At 65.9% G+C, this 19567-nt stretch carries 21 protein-coding genes; 4 read left to right on the top strand and 17 right to left on the bottom strand.

The genetic code is table 11. The annotated features are described in order from the left end of the window. The first annotated feature begins 29 nt into the window (after positions 1–29). The gene (locus Q7J26_RS09970; protein WP_304936322.1) at positions 30–695 is read left to right on the top strand and encodes a beta-lactamase hydrolase domain-containing protein; all 666 of its coding nucleotides are present in this window, start codon (positions 30–32) and stop codon (positions 693–695) included. A gap of 20 nt (positions 696–715) precedes the next feature. On the opposite strand, the gene Q7J26_RS09965 is transcribed toward Q7J26_RS09970, so the two are convergent. From Q7J26_RS09965 to folE, 16 genes are all read right to left on the bottom strand, one after another. Beyond that, positions 716–919 carry a hypothetical protein gene (locus Q7J26_RS09965; RefSeq protein WP_304936301.1) on the bottom strand — a complete coding sequence of 68 codons (204 nt, stop codon included), beginning with the start codon at positions 917–919 and terminating at the stop codon, positions 716–718. A gap of 52 nt (positions 920–971) precedes the next feature. Then, positions 972–1217 carry a DUF4170 domain-containing protein gene (locus tag Q7J26_RS09960; protein WP_304936300.1) on the bottom strand — a complete coding sequence of 82 codons (246 nt, stop codon included), beginning with the start codon at positions 1215–1217 and terminating at the stop codon, positions 972–974. A 93-nt stretch (positions 1218–1310) separates the two neighbouring features. After that, on the bottom strand, positions 1311–2120 hold the full coding sequence (locus Q7J26_RS09955; protein ID WP_304936299.1) for a 3'(2'),5'-bisphosphate nucleotidase CysQ: 810 nt from the start codon (positions 2118–2120) through the stop codon (positions 1311–1313). Continuing rightward, complete coding sequence (locus tag Q7J26_RS09950; RefSeq protein WP_304936298.1) at positions 2117–3484, bottom strand: TldD/PmbA family protein; 1368 nt, start codon at positions 3482–3484, stop codon at positions 2117–2119. The genes Q7J26_RS09955 and Q7J26_RS09950 overlap by 4 nt, the downstream gene beginning before the upstream one ends. Before the next feature lie 54 nt (positions 3485–3538). After that, complete coding sequence (locus Q7J26_RS09945; RefSeq protein WP_304936297.1) at positions 3539–3946, bottom strand: MAPEG family protein; 408 nt, start codon at positions 3944–3946, stop codon at positions 3539–3541. Positions 3947–3949: 3 nt separating this feature from the next. Beyond that, on the bottom strand, positions 3950–5782 hold the full coding sequence (locus Q7J26_RS09940; RefSeq protein WP_304936296.1) for a M14 family metallopeptidase: 1833 nt from the start codon (positions 5780–5782) through the stop codon (positions 3950–3952). A 37-nt stretch (positions 5783–5819) separates the two neighbouring features. Continuing rightward, positions 5820–6452 (bottom strand): hypothetical protein, encoded by a 633-nt coding sequence (locus tag Q7J26_RS09935; protein ID WP_304936295.1) that lies wholly within the window; start codon positions 6450–6452, stop codon positions 5820–5822. A gap of 91 nt (positions 6453–6543) precedes the next feature. Next, on the bottom strand, positions 6544–7011 hold the full coding sequence (locus Q7J26_RS09930; RefSeq protein ID WP_304936294.1) for a DUF1579 domain-containing protein: 468 nt from the start codon (positions 7009–7011) through the stop codon (positions 6544–6546). Between the two features lie 69 nt (positions 7012–7080). Then, positions 7081–8610, bottom strand: a complete 1530-nt coding sequence (locus Q7J26_RS09925) for a UbiD family decarboxylase (RefSeq protein WP_304936293.1) — start codon at positions 8608–8610, stop codon at positions 7081–7083. A gap of 8 nt (positions 8611–8618) precedes the next feature. Continuing rightward, complete coding sequence (locus tag Q7J26_RS09920) at positions 8619–9281, bottom strand: Pr6Pr family membrane protein (RefSeq protein WP_304936292.1); 663 nt, start codon at positions 9279–9281, stop codon at positions 8619–8621. A 23-nt stretch (positions 9282–9304) separates the two neighbouring features. Then, complete coding sequence (locus Q7J26_RS09915; protein ID WP_304936291.1) at positions 9305–10147, bottom strand: aldo/keto reductase; 843 nt, start codon at positions 10145–10147, stop codon at positions 9305–9307. A gap of 32 nt (positions 10148–10179) precedes the next feature. Beyond that, positions 10180–11064, bottom strand: a complete 885-nt coding sequence (locus Q7J26_RS09910) for a serine aminopeptidase domain-containing protein (protein ID WP_304936290.1) — start codon at positions 11062–11064, stop codon at positions 10180–10182. A gap of 59 nt (positions 11065–11123) precedes the next feature. Further along, on the bottom strand, positions 11124–11465 hold the full coding sequence (locus tag Q7J26_RS09905; RefSeq protein ID WP_304936289.1) for an MmcQ/YjbR family DNA-binding protein: 342 nt from the start codon (positions 11463–11465) through the stop codon (positions 11124–11126). Positions 11466–11525: 60 nt separating this feature from the next. After that, positions 11526–13349, bottom strand: coding sequence for a gamma-glutamyltransferase family protein (locus Q7J26_RS09900; protein ID WP_304936288.1), 1824 nt, complete (start codon positions 13347–13349; stop codon positions 11526–11528). Positions 13350–13477: 128 nt separating this feature from the next. Continuing rightward, positions 13478–13912 (bottom strand): biopolymer transporter ExbD, encoded by a 435-nt coding sequence (locus Q7J26_RS09895; protein WP_304936287.1) that lies wholly within the window; start codon positions 13910–13912, stop codon positions 13478–13480. A 169-nt stretch (positions 13913–14081) separates the two neighbouring features. Beyond that, positions 14082–14696: a GTP cyclohydrolase I FolE gene (gene folE, locus Q7J26_RS09890; RefSeq protein WP_304936286.1), complete on the bottom strand. Its 615-nt coding sequence runs from the start codon at positions 14694–14696 to the stop codon at positions 14082–14084. 129 nt (positions 14697–14825) lie between these two features. Here folE and cysS point away from each other — a divergent pair, with 129 nt between their 5' ends. The 3 genes from cysS (at position 14826) to Q7J26_RS09875 (ending at position 18390) form a co-directional block, all read left to right on the top strand. Then, the gene (cysS, locus tag Q7J26_RS09885) at positions 14826–16235 is read left to right on the top strand and encodes a cysteine--tRNA ligase (protein WP_304936285.1); all 1410 of its coding nucleotides are present in this window, start codon (positions 14826–14828) and stop codon (positions 16233–16235) included. Between the two features lie 286 nt (positions 16236–16521). Next, positions 16522–17355 (top strand): oxidoreductase, encoded by an 834-nt coding sequence (locus tag Q7J26_RS09880; RefSeq protein ID WP_304936284.1) that lies wholly within the window; start codon positions 16522–16524, stop codon positions 17353–17355. 9 nt (positions 17356–17364) lie between these two features. Continuing rightward, positions 17365–18390 (top strand): AraC family transcriptional regulator, encoded by a 1026-nt coding sequence (locus tag Q7J26_RS09875; RefSeq protein ID WP_304936283.1) that lies wholly within the window; start codon positions 17365–17367, stop codon positions 18388–18390. A gap of 61 nt (positions 18391–18451) precedes the next feature. Here Q7J26_RS09875 and Q7J26_RS09870 read toward each other — a convergent pair whose 3' ends face one another. Further along, the gene (locus tag Q7J26_RS09870) at positions 18452–19474 is read right to left on the bottom strand and encodes a DNA topoisomerase IB (protein WP_304936282.1); all 1023 of its coding nucleotides are present in this window, start codon (positions 19472–19474) and stop codon (positions 18452–18454) included. Positions 19475–19567 lie beyond the last annotated feature (93 nt).

Below are 19567 nucleotides of genomic sequence, written 5' to 3'. Positions count from 1 at the left end.
TGATCGATTCGGGACGCTATCTGGCGGCCATGGCGCGCTTTGATCTTTCGACCGCGATGGGCCGTTTCCGGGCGCATTGGCATTATTTCTGGGCGGATCACGCCTTCCTGCGCCTGGCGTTTTCCAACGCGCACTGGCTGGGTCCGGACCTGGTGCGCACCAACCAGCCGTCGCCGCGTCAGCTGGCCTACTGGAAGAAAAAGGGCGTCCGCACCGTCATCAACCTGCGTGGCGAACGCGACGAGGGCTATTACTGGCTAGAACGCGAGGCCTGCGACCGCCTGGGCCTGACCCTGATCGACGCCCCGCTGGATTCGCGCGATCCGCCTCAGAGGGACCGCATCCACCGTGCCCGCGACCTGTTCGAGACCATCGACTATCCGGTCCTGATCCACTGCAAATCCGGCGCGGACCGGGCGGGTATGATGGCGGTCTTCTATCGCCATTTCCACCTGGGCGAACCGATCTCCGTCGCCATGGATCAGCTCTCGAAGAAGTACCTGCACTCGCGTGAGGGTCTGACCGGCGTGCTGGACTATACGCTCGAGAAATACGTCAATGAGATCGAGCCGCTGGGGATCAGTTTCATCGACTGGGTCGACAGCCCCGCCTACGACCCCAAAGCGATCCGCGCCGAGTTCAAGGCCGGCTGGTGGGGCACGTTGCTGACCGAGAAGTTGTTGAAGCGGGAATAGGCCCCCGACCTGTGGGGCGTTTAACCCCAGGGGCCTTTCGGGGATTGGTCTCCGCGCTCGCGGGCTTCGGCCTCCAGCTCGGCGTCGCGCCGCGCCTTGCGGTCCGCCTCCCACTTCCTGAACCACCGCGCATAGCCGATGTGCCCCCGCGCCGAGATGCTGAATAGCGCCAGCACGGCCAGCAGGCTGACCAGTTGGAAAATCTGTTGCGGTTCCAGGTTCATTTGGGTTCAGCGTCCGGGTCAGGGAACGGGTTCCCGTTCCCTGACGTCGCACTCAGGCTGCGTCGCCGCGCGGGTCGATCAGCTTGTGGGCGTGCAGGATGAAATAGCGCATGTGGGCGTTGTCCACGGTCGCCTGGGCGCGAGCCTTCCAGGCCTTCTTGGCTTCATCATAGCTGCCGAAGGCGCCGACGAATTCGACCTGTGACACATCCCGGAACGTCGGCTCGTTCGGGTGGCGCAGCTCGCCGCCGATGACGAGGTGCAGCAGTTGCGGCGGGACGGAGGAATGATCGACCATCGGATGTCCTTAGGGCTTGGGGAGGGCTTTTGCCGGGGCATAGGCCCAGAACGCCTACGGATCAATGTATGACAGGGTTTTTCCACCCACGCCTTAAGTCGATAGCGGCACGTTTTTACAGCGTCGAATGATCAGCGGGTGCAGGGCCGGGGCGGCGCAGACCAGGCTGGCCTGACGCGGATCGGGTCGGTTGAAGCGCCAGGGCCGGCCGTGATGGTCGGTGACGTGGGCGCCGGCCTCTTCGGCGATCAGGCTGCCGGCGGCGACATCCCAGTCCCATTTCGGCGTCAAGGCCAGCGCCGCGTCAAAGGCGCCGGCGGCGACCAGGGCCATGCGATAGGCCAGGGCGTTGCGTTTCGAGAACCGCAGCACCGGCCAGGGCTCGTCCCAATGCGACCCCTCGATCATTCGCGCGTCCCCCAGAACCGAGGCGTCGTCCAGGGTCTCGGCGTCGGACGCCCGGATCACGGCCCCATTGCGCTGCGCCCCCCCGCCGCGCGTCGCCACATAGGTTTCCTGAACCTCGGGCGCATGGATGGCGGCGGCGACCACCTGGCCGTCCTCGACGATGGCGATGGGCACGCACCACCAGGGTTGGCGCTTCATATAGGCGACCGTGCCGTCCACCGGATCGACCACGAAGATCCGGCGCTTCGACAAGCGTTCGGGCGTGTCCCCCGTCTCTTCCGACAGCCAGCCATAGTCGGGGCGGGCGGCCAGCAGCCGGTCCTTCAGCATGGCGTCCACGGCCAGGTCGCCGCTGGTCACGGGCGAGCCCCCGACTTTCGACTCGATCCTTAGCCCCGCCTCGCGTTCTGCGACCGCCAGCGCCCCGGCGTCGATCGCCGCCTGGCGGATCAGTTCGAGGTCGGCCCCCCAATCCTGTGTCAAGCGATCGATCATTTGCCCGCTATGGCCACCGCGTCGAACATCAGGCTCGGCACATTGAACCCGCCCCGGAACTCCAGGTCGGACCCGCGCTGAAGCCGCAGATAGAGCTCGGTCAGCTTGCCCGCCACCGTGACCTCGTTGACCGGATAGGCGATCTCGCCGTTCTCGAACCAGAAGCCGGACACCCCGGCGGACCAGTCGCCGGTGTTTCCGTTCAGCGACGGCCCGAACATCGACGTGACCAGCAGGCCCGTTCCTGCATCGGCCATCAGGCCGACCAGATCGCGCTCGCCCGGCTCCATGTGCAGATTGTGGGTTCCGACACCTGGCGGTCCGGCCAGACCCCGCGAGGCGTGACCGGTGGACTGCAGCCCAAGTTGCCGCGCCGAGGCGCTGTTCAGCAGCCAGGTGGTCAGGACGCCGTCGTCGAACAGGGCGCGACGCTCGACCGCCACCCCCTCATCGTCGAACGGGGTGGAGCCCATGCCGCGCGGCCGGAACGGATCGTCGATCAGGGTCACCCCCTCGGCGAACACCCTCTGACCCAGCCGGTCCTTCAGGAAGGAGGTGCCGCGCGCGATGGACGGGCCGGAAATCGCGCCGACGGCCGGCGAGACGATCTGGCCCGACATGCGATTGTCGAAGATGACGGGGGCGGTGGTCGAGGCGATCTTGCGCGCCCCGGTGCGGGCCACGGCGCGGCGGCCTGCGGTCTCGCCGATGATTTCGGCGCCGGGCAGATCGGCCAGATGCCGGGTCGATCGGCTCTCGCCGCCACGCTCCATGGCCCCGTCCTTTTCGGCGATCACCCCGACGCCCAGCGAAAAGGCCGAACCGCGATAGTCGCCGTCGAACCCGTGCGAGGTGACCAGTCGCCATTGGCTGGACGACCAGCTGGCGTGACCGCCTTCGGATCGGGCGACGCCTTCGACCGCCAGGGCCGCCGCCTCGGCCTCGGCGGAAACCTGTTCCAGAATCAGGGCGGTGCGTTCGCTGGGATCGAACAGGTCCAGATCGACGAAGGGTCCGCGCGCCAGCCGGTCTTCGGGCGCGAAGCCGGCGTGGGGATCTTCCGGCGCCAGGCGCGCCATGGCCACGGCGCGCTCCACCAGGCGAGCGCGGGTCTCGGGCGACAGGTCCGACGCCGACACCGAGGCCTGGCGCTGGCCGACGAAGACCCGCAGACCCAGGTCGCGCGACTCTTCACGCTCGACGTCTTCCAGCTTGCCGTTGCGCACCCCGACCGACAGGGAGCGACGATCCGCGCTGACCGCCTCGGCGGCGTCGGCGCCGGCCTTCAGGGCCGCCTGGACAATGTCATTCAGAAGATCGGGCAGAAGATCGGTCGAAACAGGCGCTGCTAGGGTGTCGGTCATGCCCCGATATGGCGGACGCCCCGCCGCGCCGCAACCTGTTGCGCTGCAACAGGATCAGACGACGGCGAAGGCGATCAGGCCGACGGCGGCGGTCAGCAGCGCCACCCAGGTCAGCAACATGCCGATGACCCGGCCCAGCGACGGCCCCGTCTGGAACAGCAGGCCCAGGGCATGGATCACTCGCCCGACCAGCAGGGTCGCGCCGACGGCATGGACCATCCACGCCGGAGCGCCGACGGCGGCCAACAACAGCATGGCGATCATGCCCGGCGCCGCATATTCAGCGCAGTTGCCGAAGGCGCGGGTCGCCGCCGCCAGATCGGGGTTCCCGCCGTCGCCGAACGAGACCATGTGCTTGCGCCGCCCGCTGACCACGATGCCGGACAGGACCAGCATCAGCAGGATCAGCAGACCGCTCCACAGGGCGGCGGCCTGGACGGCGTACATCAGGGGTGTGGTCATCGATCAGTCCTCGCGCCCGACGGGATAGAGCAGATAGTGGTCGTCATAGAAGGGCGTCCGCTCATAGAACCAGGCCAGCCGCGCCTGTGGGTTCGTTGCGAAATCCGGCTCTGCCGCCAGCTTCGCCTCGAACTCAGCCTTCAGCGCGGGGTCAGCCGCCATCATCTTGTCCGCCAGCGGTGCGATGGCGTAGGCCTCGATATATTCGACCCGGCTCATGACCTCGGGGAACATGCCCCAGGCGAAGAAGCTCTCGCTCGACTGCGGCTCCAGCAAAAGCACGACGATGTCGCCCAGCGGCTGATCGGTGGGCACACGCACCGAGCCGGTCGGGAAGGTCCAGTCGCGGCGCTCGACCTCGACCGTCTTCACCGAGGCCTGGACGTGCCCCTCATTGGCCCGCGTCGCCAGCTTGGGCTCGACCAGGCGCAGCATCGACAGGTTCACCGTGCGTGGCGCCTCCGCCGTCTCCATAGTGATGCCGTGCATCTTCAACCGCTCGATGATGTCGGTGCGATAGCTCGGTATCCAATAGGCCGTCGGCCGCGTCAGGCTCAGCGTCGGCTTGGACCCATAGAAAGGCATTTGCCACAGCTCAGGATCGGGCCGGCCCAGCCAACGGATTTCCTTCCGACCCGAGGCGGGGCTTTCGTACATCTCGTACAGGATGCCCTTGAACGGCCGGGTGGATGACGGCGTCTCGTCGGCCTCGAAGTTGGCGGGGATCTGCGCCGGGCGCAGGGCCTTGTCCTGTTCGGTCGCGGCCCTCAAACCCGCGCCCTGATCGGCCAGCAGCCGCATCGCCTCCTCGATGAAGACATAGGTGCCCAGCACCCGCTGCTCGTGCGGTTTCAGGCTATGGTTCTCGATCAGGATCGTGGGAACGTGCGCCGCCGAGCCCCAGCCGTTGGAGAACCGTTCGCCCAGGCCGCCGTCCGACAGGCCCTTCCTGGGCTCGTCGTCGTCGATGCCGAACACCAGTTCTCCGGGGATATGGCCCTCGCGCTCCAGCGCCGCGTTCATCGCCGGCTTGAACACCGAATCCAGCCAGGCCGAGCCGTTCGGCGAGCGGCTGAACGCCCCGTCCTCGCCGTTGAAGCCGTAGGTGACGTCGTACTGGTAATCCAGACCGTCGGTGACGTGGACGTCCACATACAGGTCCGGCCGGTATTTCAGGATCAGGCCCCGAACGCTGCGCATCTCGGGCTGGTCCAGCTTCAGATAGTCGCGGTTCAGATTCTGGTTGGTCGCCGTATTGCGCCAGCCCTGGATGCGCGGCCCGCGCTGGTTGGGGCGGGAATAGGGGCCGGAGCGCTCATGCCCGTCCACGCTCAGGATCGGGATCAGGATCAGATTGACCCGGTCCAGCAGGGCGTCCTTGCCGTAAAAGGCGATGTCGCGCAGCACCATCATGCCCGCGTCCTTGCCGTCGATCTCGCCCGGGTGGATGCCCGCCTGGATCATCAGCACCGGCTTGGCCGGATCGAAAGTCGGGCCGTCTTTCGAGGCGATCACCGCATAGATGGGCCGTCCCTCGGGCGAAACCCCGAACTGTTCGATGCGGATCAGGTCGCTGGCCTGATCCAGACGGTCGAACCAGGCGCGGGTGTCAGCGTAGTTCGGGCTGAAATCATGCGCCGGATCGGCTTCGAACGCCGTGACCCAAGGATCGTTCGCGTCACGCAACAAGGCCCTGGACGCCCCGTTCCAAACCGGCGCGGGCGGAAGGAAGGCCTGATCCCACGGCGCGGTGTTGGGAAGCGTCTGGGACATGGCGGGGCTCACGCTACAGGCTAGGGCGGCAAGAAGGGCCGAAATCAGGGAAGTGGATCGCATGGCCTTTCGTGAGCCGATTGCCTCGACCTGACAAGGTTCAACCGCCGCCGCCCAGCGCAGGCGCCCAACCGCCGGCCCTGACCAGCAACGCCGCTGAGTTCGCCATGCCCCACAGACTGTAGAGCAGCACCACGACCAAGGCCCCGACGGCGACCTTGCGCCATGGCGCGAGCGCGGCCGTCGCCGTGCCGATCACGAAGATGGAGACGCCCACCCACAGGCGCACCGAACTGGCGATGCGGGCGAAGTCGGGATTGAGCTGGGCCAGAATGATCACAATCACGGCGACGATCAGGTTGGCGGCCAGGATGCAACTGAACACCAGCCGCCGGTGGGCCCAGAAATGGTCGTCCAGGTCGATCCGCTCGTCGCCGCCCTCGGCCGACACGCGCGGGAAGGTCACGCTGGCCGCCACATAGAAGGTGGCGGCGATGCTCAGCGAAACCAGCAGCACGAAGGTATTGAACGGCGCCCCTCGAAAGATGACCCAGGCCTGGTTCCAGAAGGTGGCGATGTCGATGGCCACGAACAGGGCCAGAAGCGGCGTCAACCAGCCGAACCGGATCCGCCGCTTCTCGTGCAGCACCCGCGCAAACCCGCCGACCAGTTCGGCGACCGACAGGCCCAGCAGCAGACCGTAGAAGCTGAAGAAGAATTCGAACGCGCTCACATGGCCCCCCGGCTGAATCGTGGCCAACCTATTGCCCGCTCAGCAGCCTGTCGCTCCCAAATTCACCGCGCCGCAATGCTCGGCGCGACTCTCAAGCCGCTCGCCGAAAATCCATGACCCAGTTCAGCTCCCACGTCCGTCCGTCGTCGTACGAGAAATGTTGGGCCCAGCGCGGCGTTTCCGTGTTCACACGCGACCACTCGAAGCGTGCAAGGATCGGCCGCTCGCCGTCTATGTCGAGTCCTTCGAGGCGGCAGCCCTCGTCGTGAAACCGGCCGACCACCGGTGGCGCCAACCGGCCATCGCGGTCGCTGATCCAGTAGATCGACCACTCTTTGGTCGCCAGATCGAGCGTCCGCAGCGCCACCCCGCGCCAACCGCGCTCGGGACAGTCGTGCTGCTCGATGTTGGTGATCCCACCCATGCGCGGCTCTGTGAACGCGGTCCCATGGGAGATGTCCCAGTCATCTGAGCCGACCCCACGGCTTGTCAGTCTGCGATGTTCGACCTCCCAGTGGCCGAACAGGAAGTCGAAGTCATGAATGGGCGAACAGGTCATGGCGGCAGCTCCAGCTATGCCGTAGTCCTAAAGCCGCACTGCTGTCAGTTGCTGTCAGCATTCGCCCTTCTACTTCCAGATCGGGGTCCCGTCGCCCGGCAACCCAAGCCGGCCCCACAGGTCGTTCACCCGTTCGATCACCGCCTCGTCCATGCGGATTTCCTCGCCCCATTCGCGCTTGGTCTCAGGCGGCCATTTGTCCGTCGCGTCCAGGCCGATCTTGGAGCCCAGGCCGCTCTCAGGCGAGGCGAAGTCCAGATAGTCGATGGGCGTCGATTCGATCACGGTGATGTCGCGCGCCGGGTCCATCTTGGTCGAGATGGCCCACATGACGTCCTTCCAGTCGCGGGCGTCGATGTCGTGGTCCACGACGATGACCCATTTGGTGTACATGAACTGGCGCAGATAGCTCCAGACGCCCAGCATCACCCGCTTGGCATGGCCCGGATAGGCCTTCTTCATCGACACCACGGCGATCCGATAGCTGCACCCCTCGGGCGGCAGCCAGAAATCGACGATCTCCGGGAACTGCTGGCGCAGCAGCGGAATGAACACCTCGTTCAGCGCCTCGCCCAGCACCGACGGTTCGTCCGGCGGCCGGCCCGTGAAGGTGGTCAGATAGATCGGGTTCTTGCGCATGGTGATCGCGCTGACCTGGAAGACCGGGAACTTCTCGACGGAATTGTAGTAGCCGGTGTGGTCGCCGTACGGGCCTTCGTCCTCGAACTCGTTCAGCAGGACATGGCCCTCCAGCACGATCTCGGCCTGGGCCGGCACCATCAGCGGCACGGTCTTGCAGGCGACCAGCTCGGCCTTGGCGCCCCGCATCAGGCCGGCGAACTGATATTCCGACAGGGTGTCCGGCACCGGCGTCACCGCCGCCAGGATGGTCCCCGGATCGGCGCCTAGGACCACGGCGCAGGGCAGGGGCTCTTTCGGCCGGGCCTTCTTGTGCCGCGCATAGTGCTGCGCTCCGCCCCGGTGCGCCAGCCAGCGCATGATGGCCTTGTCCTTGCCCAGGACCTGCATCCGATAGATGCCCAGGTTGAAATCGTCCTCGCGGTCCTCGCTCGGCCCCTTGGTCACCACCAGGCCCCAAGTGATCAGGGGCGCCGGCTCGCCGGGCCAGCACGACTGAACGGGCAGGGCGGTCAGGTCGATCTGGTCGCCCTTCAGCACCACCTCCTGCACCGGCGCCTTCTTCACCGTCTTGGGCCGCATCGACATGACGGTCTGCATCAGCGGCAGCATCTCCATGGCGTCGCCCAGGCCGCGCGGCGGCGTCGGATTGCGCAGGAAGGCCAGCAGTTCCCCGACTTCGCGCAGCTCGCCCGCCGTCGTCCGGTTCCTGCCCTCCAGCGTCACCCCCATGGCGACCCGTTTCACCGTGCCGAACAGATTGGCCAGGCAGGGAATGGGGCTGATCGTACCGTCCGGCATCACCGGCTTCTCGAACAGCACCGCCGGGCCGCCGTTGCGCAGCAGCCGGGTCTGGATCTCGGTCATCTCCAGCACGGTCGAGACCGGCTCGGAAACCCGCACCAGCTCGCCCTGGGCTTCCAGCTGGTCGATGAAGTCACGCAGGGATTTGTAGGCCATGCCTCCGCCTAAAGCGCCGGCGCGGAACTGTCACGCACCGTTCTCTGCAAGACCCGATCCAGCCCGACCAGCGCCAACCCGACCAGCAGGAAGAAGATCAGCAGTCCGGCGAACACCGCTAGCACACGGGCCAGGCCCAGCTCGTCAACATTAACGAACCCATAGGGCCACCAGTGGGTCGTCAGTCCGTGCGCCAAAGTCCAACTGGCAAAGACCAGAGGAAAAGCCAGCCATTTCACCGGATCGATCCATCGCAACCGACCCTTGGACGTGAACCACAGCCAGTCCAACAGGAAGGCGACCGGCATGACGTAGTGCAGCACCAGATTGGCGCCGAGGGTCAGCCCCTCCGGTCGCCAGTAGGGGGCGATCATGAAATGATACACCCCCCCGACGATCAGGATGTAGGTCGTCACGGCGGCGCGAAAGGCCGCCGACGACGTCCAGCTGGCCAAGGGTCTTGTCGGCTTCAACAGCGGCCCGGTCAGGGCCAGGGCGACCAGGATATTGGTCAGAATGGTGAAGAAGCTGAAGTACTGGACGGTCCGCGTCACCACTGCCCAGCCGTCCGCCGGGCCGACCATCAGCAGATATTGCAGCACCAGCGCCGCCCAGCCGATCACGGCGAAGGCGGCGCGCCATACACGCGGTCGATCCCGCTCACGCAACATGCGCGTCCCCCTCCGTCAGTCGATCAGGCGGCGGCCTTGTCCCATTCGTAGGCGTCGTCCAGCCACTGGCCCAGACGTTCGCCGCGATCCAGGGCGTCCATCCGCTGCATCTCCTCGCCCGACAGTTCGAAGTCGAAGATGTCGAAATTCTCGCGCGCCCGGCTTTCCTTGGTCGTGCGCGGTATGGCGATGATCCGGTTCTGGATCAGCCAGCGCAGAGTGACCTGGCCGTTGGTCTTGCCGTGGGCCTCGGCGATCTCGGAGATCGTCTTGTCGTCGGCGATCTTGCCCTGGGCCAGGGGCGACCAGGCGGTGATCGACGATCCCAGCTCGGCCGCCGTCGCCACCAGTTGGTCGATCCCCAGATAGGGATGATGCTCGACCTGGTTGGTGATCAGCCGCGCCTTGGACAGGCTCTGGGCCTGGCGGAATTCCTTGGACGGGAAGTTGGACAGGCCGATCGACTTTGTCAGGCCGAGGTCCTTGGCTTCGTTCAGCGCGCCCAGCGTCTCTTCGAACGTCGGCGTCGGCTTGGGCCAGTGCAGCAGCAGCAGGTCCGGCGTCGTCCCCAGGCTCTCGGCGGATTCCTTCGCCTGTTTCAGCAGGGCGTCATGGGTGAAATGCTCGACCCAGATCTTGGTGGTCAGGAAGATGTCCTCGCGGGCCACGCCCGAATCCACGATGCCTTCGCCGACCGCCTTCTCGTTCTTGTAGATCCAGGCGGTGTCGATGTGGCGATAGCCGATCCGCAGCGCCTCAGCGACCATCCGACGCGCGTCCGCCGGCTCCAGCTGCCAGGTGCCGAAGCCGAGCAGGGGGATCTCGACGCCATCGACGGTGATGGTGGGCTGATCGCCGTAGGCCATGGGGAAATCCTTCGTTTTCGGGAGCAGCACAGTTAGGCGCCGGGTGCGGCCTTCGAAACCCCCGCGTCGAACCAATCCAGAATTTCCTGCCACAGCGGCTCCAGTCCCTTGCGGAAGGCGCCCTCGTGGCCGATCCGTTGCGCGCCATAGTCGCCGGCGCGACGCACCACGATCTCGGACGGGGCGTTGGAATAGGCCTTCAGCAGCGCAGCCCCCGTCCCTGGCGTGGCGATGGGGTCGTCCGGGAAGATCCAGGACCGGATCGGCGCCCGCACCTGATCGAACGCCTGGGGCTCCAAGGCTCCGGACTTCAGCTCGTTCAGGAAATAGGCGGGCTTGAGGCACCACCGCTTCCAGGTCTCGAACACCCCGCGCGGCAGATCCGTCCCGCGCCACAGCTTGCCGGCCCGGACATAGCCGTGGCGGCGCAGATGGCTTGGGCCAAAACCGAACCAGAAGAACAGCTCCATCGGATTATAGGTCCGGTGGTGTCCGCCCCACCATCCGGTCCCGACCGAAACGAAGGCGTGCCGCCCGATCTCGGATTGGCTCGGCATGAAGCCCACGAAATGGCCCCCGACGCTGTGCCCCACATGGAAGACCGGCAGCCCGGGCGCCGCCTTCTTCAACGCCTTCAGCGCCGCCGGCATGTCCAGTCGCCCCCAGTCCGGATAGTCCATCTCCATCGCCGCCAGATCGTGCGGCCGCGAGCCTCCTATGCCGCGATAGTCATAGGTCAGAACCACGCAGCCGCGCTCGGCCATCCAGCGCGCGAACCGGGCATAAAATCCGCGTGGAAACCCCGTGCCCGCAGAAACCAGCACCGCCATCCTCGGCGCGTCGCCCCGGAACAGCGTCGCTTCCAGCGGCCAGCTGTCCACGGCCTTGATGACGCGATCCTCGACCGCCAGCCCCATGTCGTTTCCCTGTCCGTTCTTATTTTAAACGGACCCTGCATGGTTTCCCCGACGTCAGGTCAAGCGGGGTCGTGGGCCCTCACCAGCCGCTTCGGCGCCACCTTGCGCCACCGCTTTTCCAGCGCCGCCTTCAGCCAGACGGGATCGACCGTGGCGATGCGCGCCAGCACGATCGGATAGTCGCGGTAGTGATCGGTGAAGTGAAAGGCGGCCGGGTCCATCTCGATTAGCAGATCTCGCTCGTCCAGATTATCCAGATGCACCACGATACTGTCGTCCAGCTTCGGACGCAGCCATGTGAAGAACCTCCCCGCCACCTTGAACGATGGTTCCCCATAGGACACGCCGTCCTCGACGCCGGGGAAGGACAGCAGCAGGGCGCGGACCTCGTCGTGGGTCATGTCAGTACGCCAATCTCAATAGGCCCAATCTCAATAGGCCCAACCTCAATAGGCCCAACCTCAATAGGCGATGGCGATCCCGTCCTTGCGCATCTCGGTCGCCGCGCCATAGGTCCAGCGACCGCCGGGGTTCATCTGTTTCATGACGTTCTGATAGCCGCCGAACCCGCCGTCCGGCTCGCCCAGGGGCCAGCCCATGGCCCGCAGCTGCGCCTTGGTCGCCTCGGGCACCCCGCTCTCCAGATGCAGCACGCCGGTTCCCTCCTGCGGCTGGCCGGTCGGTTCGGACGAACCATAGTGTTGCCAGCGCGGGGCGTCGCCCGCCGCCTGGGGCTCCAGGCCGTAGTCGACCATGTTGATGATGATCTGGGCCTGGCCCTGGGGCTGCATGGCGCCGCCCATGACGCCGAACGCCATCCAGGGCTCGCCGTCCTTGACCGCAAAGCCGGGGATGATGGTCTGGAACGGCCGCTTGCCCGGCGCATAGACATTGGGATGGCCGTCGGTCAGGGCGAATAGCTCGCCCCGGTCCTGGAACATGAAGCCCAGCGGCTCCGAACCATTGTCCGGCGCCAGGCCCGAGCCCATGCCGCGATAGTTGGACTGGATCCAGCTGACCATCATCCCGTCGCTGTCCGCGACGCTGAAATAGGTGGTGTCGCCGTGATGCGGGGCGTCGCCCGGCATGACGCGGTCCATCACCCGGTCCGGCCGGATCAGCTTGGCTCGCTCGGCCGCATAGGCCTTGGAGTTCAGCCATTCGACCGGGGTCTTGGAGAATCGGTCGTCGGCGAACCAGCGCGCCCGGTCCTCGAACGCCAGCCGCTTGGCTTCGGCCTGGACGTGCAGCGAGGCGGCGGACTGGAAGCCCATGGATTTCAGGTCGAACTGTTCGCAGATGTTCAGGATCTGGTTGGTCGACAGGCCCTGGGTGTTCGGCCCCAGGCCGAACACGTCCACCCCGCGATAATTGGTCTGGATCGGCTCGACCCATTCGGTGTGGTGGGCGGCCATGTCGGCGCGGGTCAGCCAGCCGCCGATCCGCTTGAAATAGGCTTCCATCTGATCGGCCAAGGGGCCGTCATAGAAGGCGTCGCGCCCGCCCTCGGCGATTATCCGCAGGGTCTTGCCCAGATACGGATTGGCGAAGATCTCGCCCACCTTGGGCGTCGCCCCGCCGGCGGCCCAGATGCGCTTGCGGTTGTCGTTCTCCTCGATCGGGATCACGCCCCGGTCGAAGGCGGCCATGTTGCGTTCCAGGTAGTAGGCGATGACCTGGGGTATGGGGACGCCCTGTTCGCACAGTTCGGCGACCGGCAGCAGCACATCCTTCCACGGCAGTTTCCCATAGCGCTGATGCGCGCTCCACCAGGCGTCCACCGTGCCCGGCACGTTCACCGTCACCGCGCCATAGCGGGGCAGATAGCCGTCGATGGCCTTGGACCGCGCGGTCTCCAGGCTGAGGCCCCGCGGACTGGCGCCGGACCCATTCAGCCCGACCACCTTCTTCAGTTTCGGGTCCCACAGCAGGCAATAGGCGTCGCCGCCGATGCCGTTGGCCACCGGCTCCAGAAAGCCCAAGGCCGCATTGATGGCGATGGCCGCGTCTATTGCCGATCCGCCGCGCCGCAGCGTGTCGATGCCGATCAGGCTGGCCGCCGGATGGGCCGTCGCCGCCGCCCCGTTCGCGCCCCAGACGGTCGAGCGGCCCATGAACTTCGGCCCGGTGATCCGGTCGCCGATGCCGACCCCCGCGTAGGGGTCCGCAGGACGGGCAGGGGCGGGGGCGCTCGCCCCCTGTTGCGCCCGCGCGCCTGTCGCGGCCAAAGCGCCGGCGGCCAGGGTTCCCGCGGGCAGGGCGGACAGGAAGGTGCGACGATGCATGGCGGGACTCCTCAAACAGCCGATCCGCCATCAAGGCGGGGACCGGTCCCCCGGGCAAGCCTTGCCGCAAAGAAAAAGGCCGCGTCCCTTTCGGAACGCGGCCCCTGATCCTGGATAGAACCTCGGTCCTATTCGATGTCTTCGTTCAGCAGACCGACCTTGAAGAAGCCGTTCTCTTGCATCTTGTTCATGACTTCCATGAACTGCGAATATTTCACTTCCGGCTGGGCGCGGACGAAGACGCGCTCTTCCTGGCAGGAGCCGCCGCCCAGGGCGGTGCAGACGTCGGCGGCCAGGTTGTCGATCGAGGTTTGCTTCTCGGCGATGAACAGCTGACCGGTGTCCTGGATGGTGATGTACACCGGCTCCTTCTCGACGGTCGGGTTCACCGGCGGCTGCGCCGGCGGCAGGTCCAGGCGGATCGACACGGTCGCCATGGGCGCGGCGACCATGAAGATGATCATCAGCACCAGCAGAATGTCGATGAACGGCGTGATGTTGATGTCAGCCGTTTGTTCGATCGTGTGCTTGTCCCCACCGGAACCGCCGATCTTCGCAGCCATGCCTAATCTCCGTTACTCGCCGGCCGCAGATCCGCGCCGACATTCCCTATGGATCGCCCGAGAGCTTGATCGGTTCTTGGCGTCCCGATGCGCGCTTGTAAAGCGGTTCTAAACGATCCGGCGTTCCCGAACGTCAATTATACGCGACAGCCGGACGCCCAGTCGGGCTTCAGGCCTTCGCCAGCTTCAGGAAACGGTCCATCAGGGCCGGATCGTCCCTGAAGGCGCCGGTGAACCGGGTGGTGACGGTCGAAACATGCCGGTGATGCACCCCACGCGTGGTCATGCACTGGTGTGCGGCGTCGATCATCACCGCGACGCCCTTGGGCTGCAGGTGCGATTCGATGGCCTCGATGATGTCGTTGGTCAGGGTTTCCTGATTCTGCAGCCGCCGGGCGAAGATCTCGACCACCCGCGCCAGCTTGGAGATGCCGACCACCTTCTCGCCGGGCAGATAGGCGACATAGGCCTTGCCCAGGAAGGGAGCCAAGTGGTGCTCGCAATGGCTCTCCACCTCGATCTCGCGCAGGATGACCATGTCGTCATAGCCGGTCACGTCCTCGAAGGTGCGTGACAGCTCCTTGGCCGCGTCGGCGTCATAGCCGTCGAACCATTCCCCGTAAGCGTCCACCACCCGCTTGGGCGTGTCGATCAGGCCCGGACGGTCCGGATTGTCCCCGGCCCAGGCGATCAGGGTGCGCACGGCGTCCAGCGCTTGCTCGCGCGAAGGACGTTGCACGGTTTCGTCGCTGACGAGGACGGGCTTGGCGGGGATGACGCTCATGAACTCGATTTTCCGGCCGAGGCGGTCGGGGCCGCCCGGTATAGCTTCTACAATCCGTCGGGACTGTATATCAGGCCGCTATATGGGACGGACCCTCCGTCCTGCAAGAAAACGAAGTCTACCTATCTTATGCCGCTGCACATCCACGACACCCTGCACCGTGAAAAGCGCCTGTTCGAACCGCGCGATCCGAACCGGGTGACCCTCTATGTCTGCGGCCCGACGGTCTATGACTACGCCCATATCGGCAATGCCCGGCCGCCGGTGGTGTTCGACGTCCTGGTGAGGCTGCTGCGCCGGACCTACGGCGCGGGCCATGTGATCTACGCCCGCAACGTCACCGACGTGGACGACAAGATCAATCAGAAGGCCGCCCGCGAAGGCGTGCCCATCGGCGAGGTCACCGCCCGCTACGAAGCCGCCTATCTGGCCGACATGGGCCTGCTGAACGTCAGCCCGCCCGACCTCGCCCCCCACGTCACCGACTATATCCCGGCCATCGTCGCCCAGATCCAGGCCATCGTCGACGCCGGCTGCGCCTATGCCGCCGAGGGCCACGTCCTGTTCGACGTTTCGTCCTATCCGTCCTACGGCGCCCTCTCGGGCCGGAACCTGGACGACATGATCGCCGGCGCCCGGGTCGAGGTCGCGCCCTACAAGAAGAACCCCCACGACTTCGTCCTGTGGAAACCGTCCAAGCCGGACGAGCCGTCCTGGCCTTCGCCCTGGGGCGAGGGACGGCCCGGTTGGCACATCGAATGCTCGGCCATGATCGAACAGGCCCTGGGCTTGCCCATCGACATCCACGGCGGCGGCATCGATCTGGTCTTCCCGCACCACGAGAATGAGATCGCCCAGGGCGTCTGCGCCCACGGCCATGCCCATGACGATCAGGCGCACGACGAATACGCCCGCTACTGGATGCACAACGGCTTCCTGACCGTGGACGCCGAGAAGATGTCCAAGTCCGTCGGCAACGTCCTGCTGCTGCACGACCTGGTCCAGGCCATGCCGGGCGAGGTCGTTCGCTGGGCTCTGCTGTCGGCCCACTACCGCCAGCCGCTGGACTGGAACCAGGGCCTGCTTGACCAGTCCAAGAAGTCGCTGGATCGCCTGTACGGCGCCCTGCACCGCTCCAGCGGCGTTCCGGTTCTGGATCTCGATCCCCCCGCCGACTTCATGAAGTCGATTGAGGACGATCTGAACACCCCCGGCGCCATGGCCAGCCTGTTCGCCCTGTCCAGCGAGATCGAGCGTGGCATGACGGCGGGCGACACCGCCGCAGTCGCTCAGGCCCGCGCCCGCCTCATGGCCTGCGCCTCCATCCTGGGCGTGCTTCAGTCCGATCCGGTCGCCTGGCTGGAAGGCGACGTCTCAGACGCCCTGCGTATCGAGGTCGAGGCCCTGCTGGAGCAACGCGCCGCCGCCCGCGCCGCCAAGGACTGGCCCGAGGCCGACCGCATCCGCGACCGCCTGAACGCACTGAACGTCGTCGTCATGGACGGCCCCGACGGCGCGACGTGGAGGATGAAGGGGTGAGTTTACGCTGAGCCCCCCACCTCAGGGACAAGCCAGGGCGCTGGATCGACACTGGCAAGTCGGCCACCAACTCCAAGCGAACAGGGTGGTCTGTGTAGTGCTCGAGCCAGGCAGGGGCGACTAACGACGCCGTCTGTGTAACGGCGCCCGCTTCCCCGCAGCTGCGCAGCGCATGAGAATCGACAAAAGCTTTGGCGCGTTCGGCTAATGAAATGGCGGGCTCGGCTAATGTCGTAGGCCAGCCCCCGGCCTAGGTTCCTCTCACAACGCGAGGAGGCCTAACGCCATGTTCCAAACATCTAAAAAATCCGCTCTCGTCACAGGCGCATCGTCGGGGATGGGCAAGGAGATCGCCAAACGGCTGATCCGTGACGGGTATCAAGTCTATGTCGCAGCCCGGCGAACGGATGACATGGAGGACTTGCGCAAGCTTGGCGCCGAGCCCTTGCGCATGGACATCTCAGTGGAGGCCGATATCGTCGCCGTCGCCGATGTCATCCAGGCCACAACGGGCGGCGTCGATCTGTTGGTCAACAATGCGGGCTTTGGCCTCTACGGCCCCATGGAGCAGATCCCCATGAGCGAGGCGCGTTACCAATTCGAAGTCAATGTCTTCGGCCCGGCGCGTCTTACGCAGTTGCTGCTTCCGGCTATGCGATCGCGCAAGCGGGGAAGGATCATCAACATCACCTCCATGGGGGGGAAAATCTACACGCCGCTGGGCAGTTGGTATCACGCGACCAAACATGCGCTGGAAGGTTGGTCGGACTGCCTGCGTCTCGAACTTGCGCCCTTCGGAATCGATGTCGTCGTGGAGCCCGGATTGATCGAGACAGCCTTCGGCGACGTCGTCGGACAGGGCATAGTAAAGCGGTCCGAGGCCGGACCTTACGCAGGCCTCGCCCGCGCCGTGGCCGAAGGGACGAGCCAGACCTATGGTCGCGGCCGCAACAGCCCTCCGCGGGTGATCGCAAATGTCGTGAGCCGCGCCGCTCGCGCGCGACGCCCGAAAACCCGTTACGTCGCGGGTCGGTTCGGCAGCTTCCTGATCGGCTATCGCGCCTGGTTTGGTGACCGAGCGTTCGATAGTTTGGTCATGGGCCAACTCCCTCGCAGCTAGGGGTCTCCTATGCGTCCAGTTCCGCCCGACCGGTGCCGGGTTCCCCTGGCCTTCTGGCGCGCCACCGACGCCATGGGTTTGTCGGCGTCGAGCCTGCTTCGGCAGGCTCGGCTCCCGACCACCTTGCACCTGACCGGTCAGGCGATCACCACGGCTCAGTACTTCGCCCTGATGCGGGCGCTGGAAAACTTGGCCGACCAGCCCGCTCTCGGCGTTGAGATGATCCAACAGGCTGAGACCTCGGTGCATCCGCCGTCAACGCTGGCGGCGTTCTATGCACCGGACTATCGCGGAGGATTGGAACGGCTGTCGCGGTTCAAGCGCCTCTGCACGCCCGAGATCCTCAGCGTCCACGAGGAGCGAGGAACCTGCACCCTGACGGTCGATTGGCTGCACAGCAAGGAGGCGGAGCCCGCCGTCAGCATCGACATCACCTTCGCGACCATTATCGAACTGGGACGGCGCTCAAGCGGGAAGGCGGTGCGTCCTATCGGCGTTGAGTTTGCCCGCTCTGGACCAAAGGCGCCCGGCTATGAGGACTACTTCAAAGCACCCGTGCGTTTCGGGGCGGCGCGCGACGCCCTGATTCTGGATCGTACGGATCTCGACTTGCCGTTCGTGGGGCACAATCCCGAACTTCTCGCCATGTTGACGCCCACGCTTGGGCGGACGCTTCAGGAGCTGGATGCGCAGTCGACGATTTCCGATCAAGTCGTCATGGCGCTGAAGTTGCTGCTGCCGAGCGGACGTCCTGAACTTCCCGATGTCGCGCGGCAGCTGGGCATGAGCGAGCGGACTCTGCAGCGGCGCATACTGACGGAGGGCGCCAGCTTTCGCGAACTCCTGCTTCAGGCGCGCCGGGATCTATGGAAACAGCTACTTGCCGACGAAGCGATTCATATCGATGAGATCGCCTATCTGCTGGGCTATCAGGACGTCACCTCTTTTTACCGCGCCTTCCGCGCGTGGGAAGGCGTGACCCCCGCTCAATGGCGGACGCGAAACGGCAAGGTGCAGGACTGGCGCGAGGCTTGAAGGCGCTTCAGTCGCCGCAAGCTAGCATCGGCGGATAGCGTCCCCGACAACCGCAGCCTCGTCACGTCGTCCTTAACAACCGGATCAGCGCCGTCTCGAACCCCTTGGCGTCCGCCCCCGGCAGGGCGGCCCTCAGTTCGCCGCTCTCATAAAGTTCCATCACCATCGGATGGACATAGGACGCCCGGCATACCGTCGGGGTGTTGCCCAGCAGGCCCGCCACCGCCTTGACGCAGACGGTGATCTTGCGTTTCGCGTCGGTGGGCGAGGTCGGGGGCTCCATCTCGCGCAAGGCTCGCGCCGCCGAGACGGTGCCGGCCCAGGTGCGGAAGTCCTTGGCAGAGAACTGCTCCCCCATGGCCGCGCGGATATAGGCGTTCACGTCGTCCGAGGTGACGGGGCACAGGTCGCCGTCGGCCGTGCGGTATTTGAACAGGTGCTGGCCCGGCAGTTCCTCCAGCGCCCGCACCACCCGCGCCAGCCGCCGGTCGCGGACGCTGACCCGGTGGTCCTTGCCGCTCTTGCCCCGGAACTCGAACGTCAGGGCCGCGCCGTCCACCTCCAGATGCCGCTTGTTCAGTGTGGTCAGACCATAGCTGCGGTTCTCCCGGGCATAGGCGGCGTTGCCGACCCGGATCAGGGTGATCTCCAACAGGCGCACGGCGGTGGCCAGCACCTTGTCCTTCACCGGCCCGCGCAGCGCCAGATCATGCTCCACCTGGGCGCGCAGCTTGGGCAGGGCGCGCGAAAAGGCCGGCAGCTTGTCGAACTTGTTCTCGGATCGGGCCGAACTCCAGTCGGCGTGATAGCGGTACTGTTTGCGCCCCTTCACGTCGCGGCCGGTCGCCTGGATATGGCCGTTGGCCTTGGGGCAGATCCAGACGTCGGTCCAGGCGGGCGGAATGGCCAGGGCGCGGATCCGGTCCAGAACCTTGGCGTCCTTGATCGGTTGATCCTTGGCGTCGCGATAGGTCCAGCCCTTGCCGGCGCGGCGCCGGCTCAGTCCGGGGTTCTCGTCGCTGCACCAGCTCAGCCCCTGCGGAATCTCAACCGCAATATCCACGCCGTGCGATCCGTCCGCCATCAGCGGCCTTCCTTTTCATTGGTCTTTCAGCGGCTTGCCTCGGACCCGCGACGAACGCCGCGTTGGGGCGCCGGGTTCCAGCCGCCGCTTTCC

Origin of the sequence: Brevundimonas sp. (assembly GCF_030656255.1) — a bacterium.
Classification (GTDB): domain Bacteria; phylum Pseudomonadota; class Alphaproteobacteria; order Caulobacterales; family Caulobacteraceae; genus Brevundimonas.
This window is presented reverse-complemented; position numbering and strand designations above follow the sequence as displayed.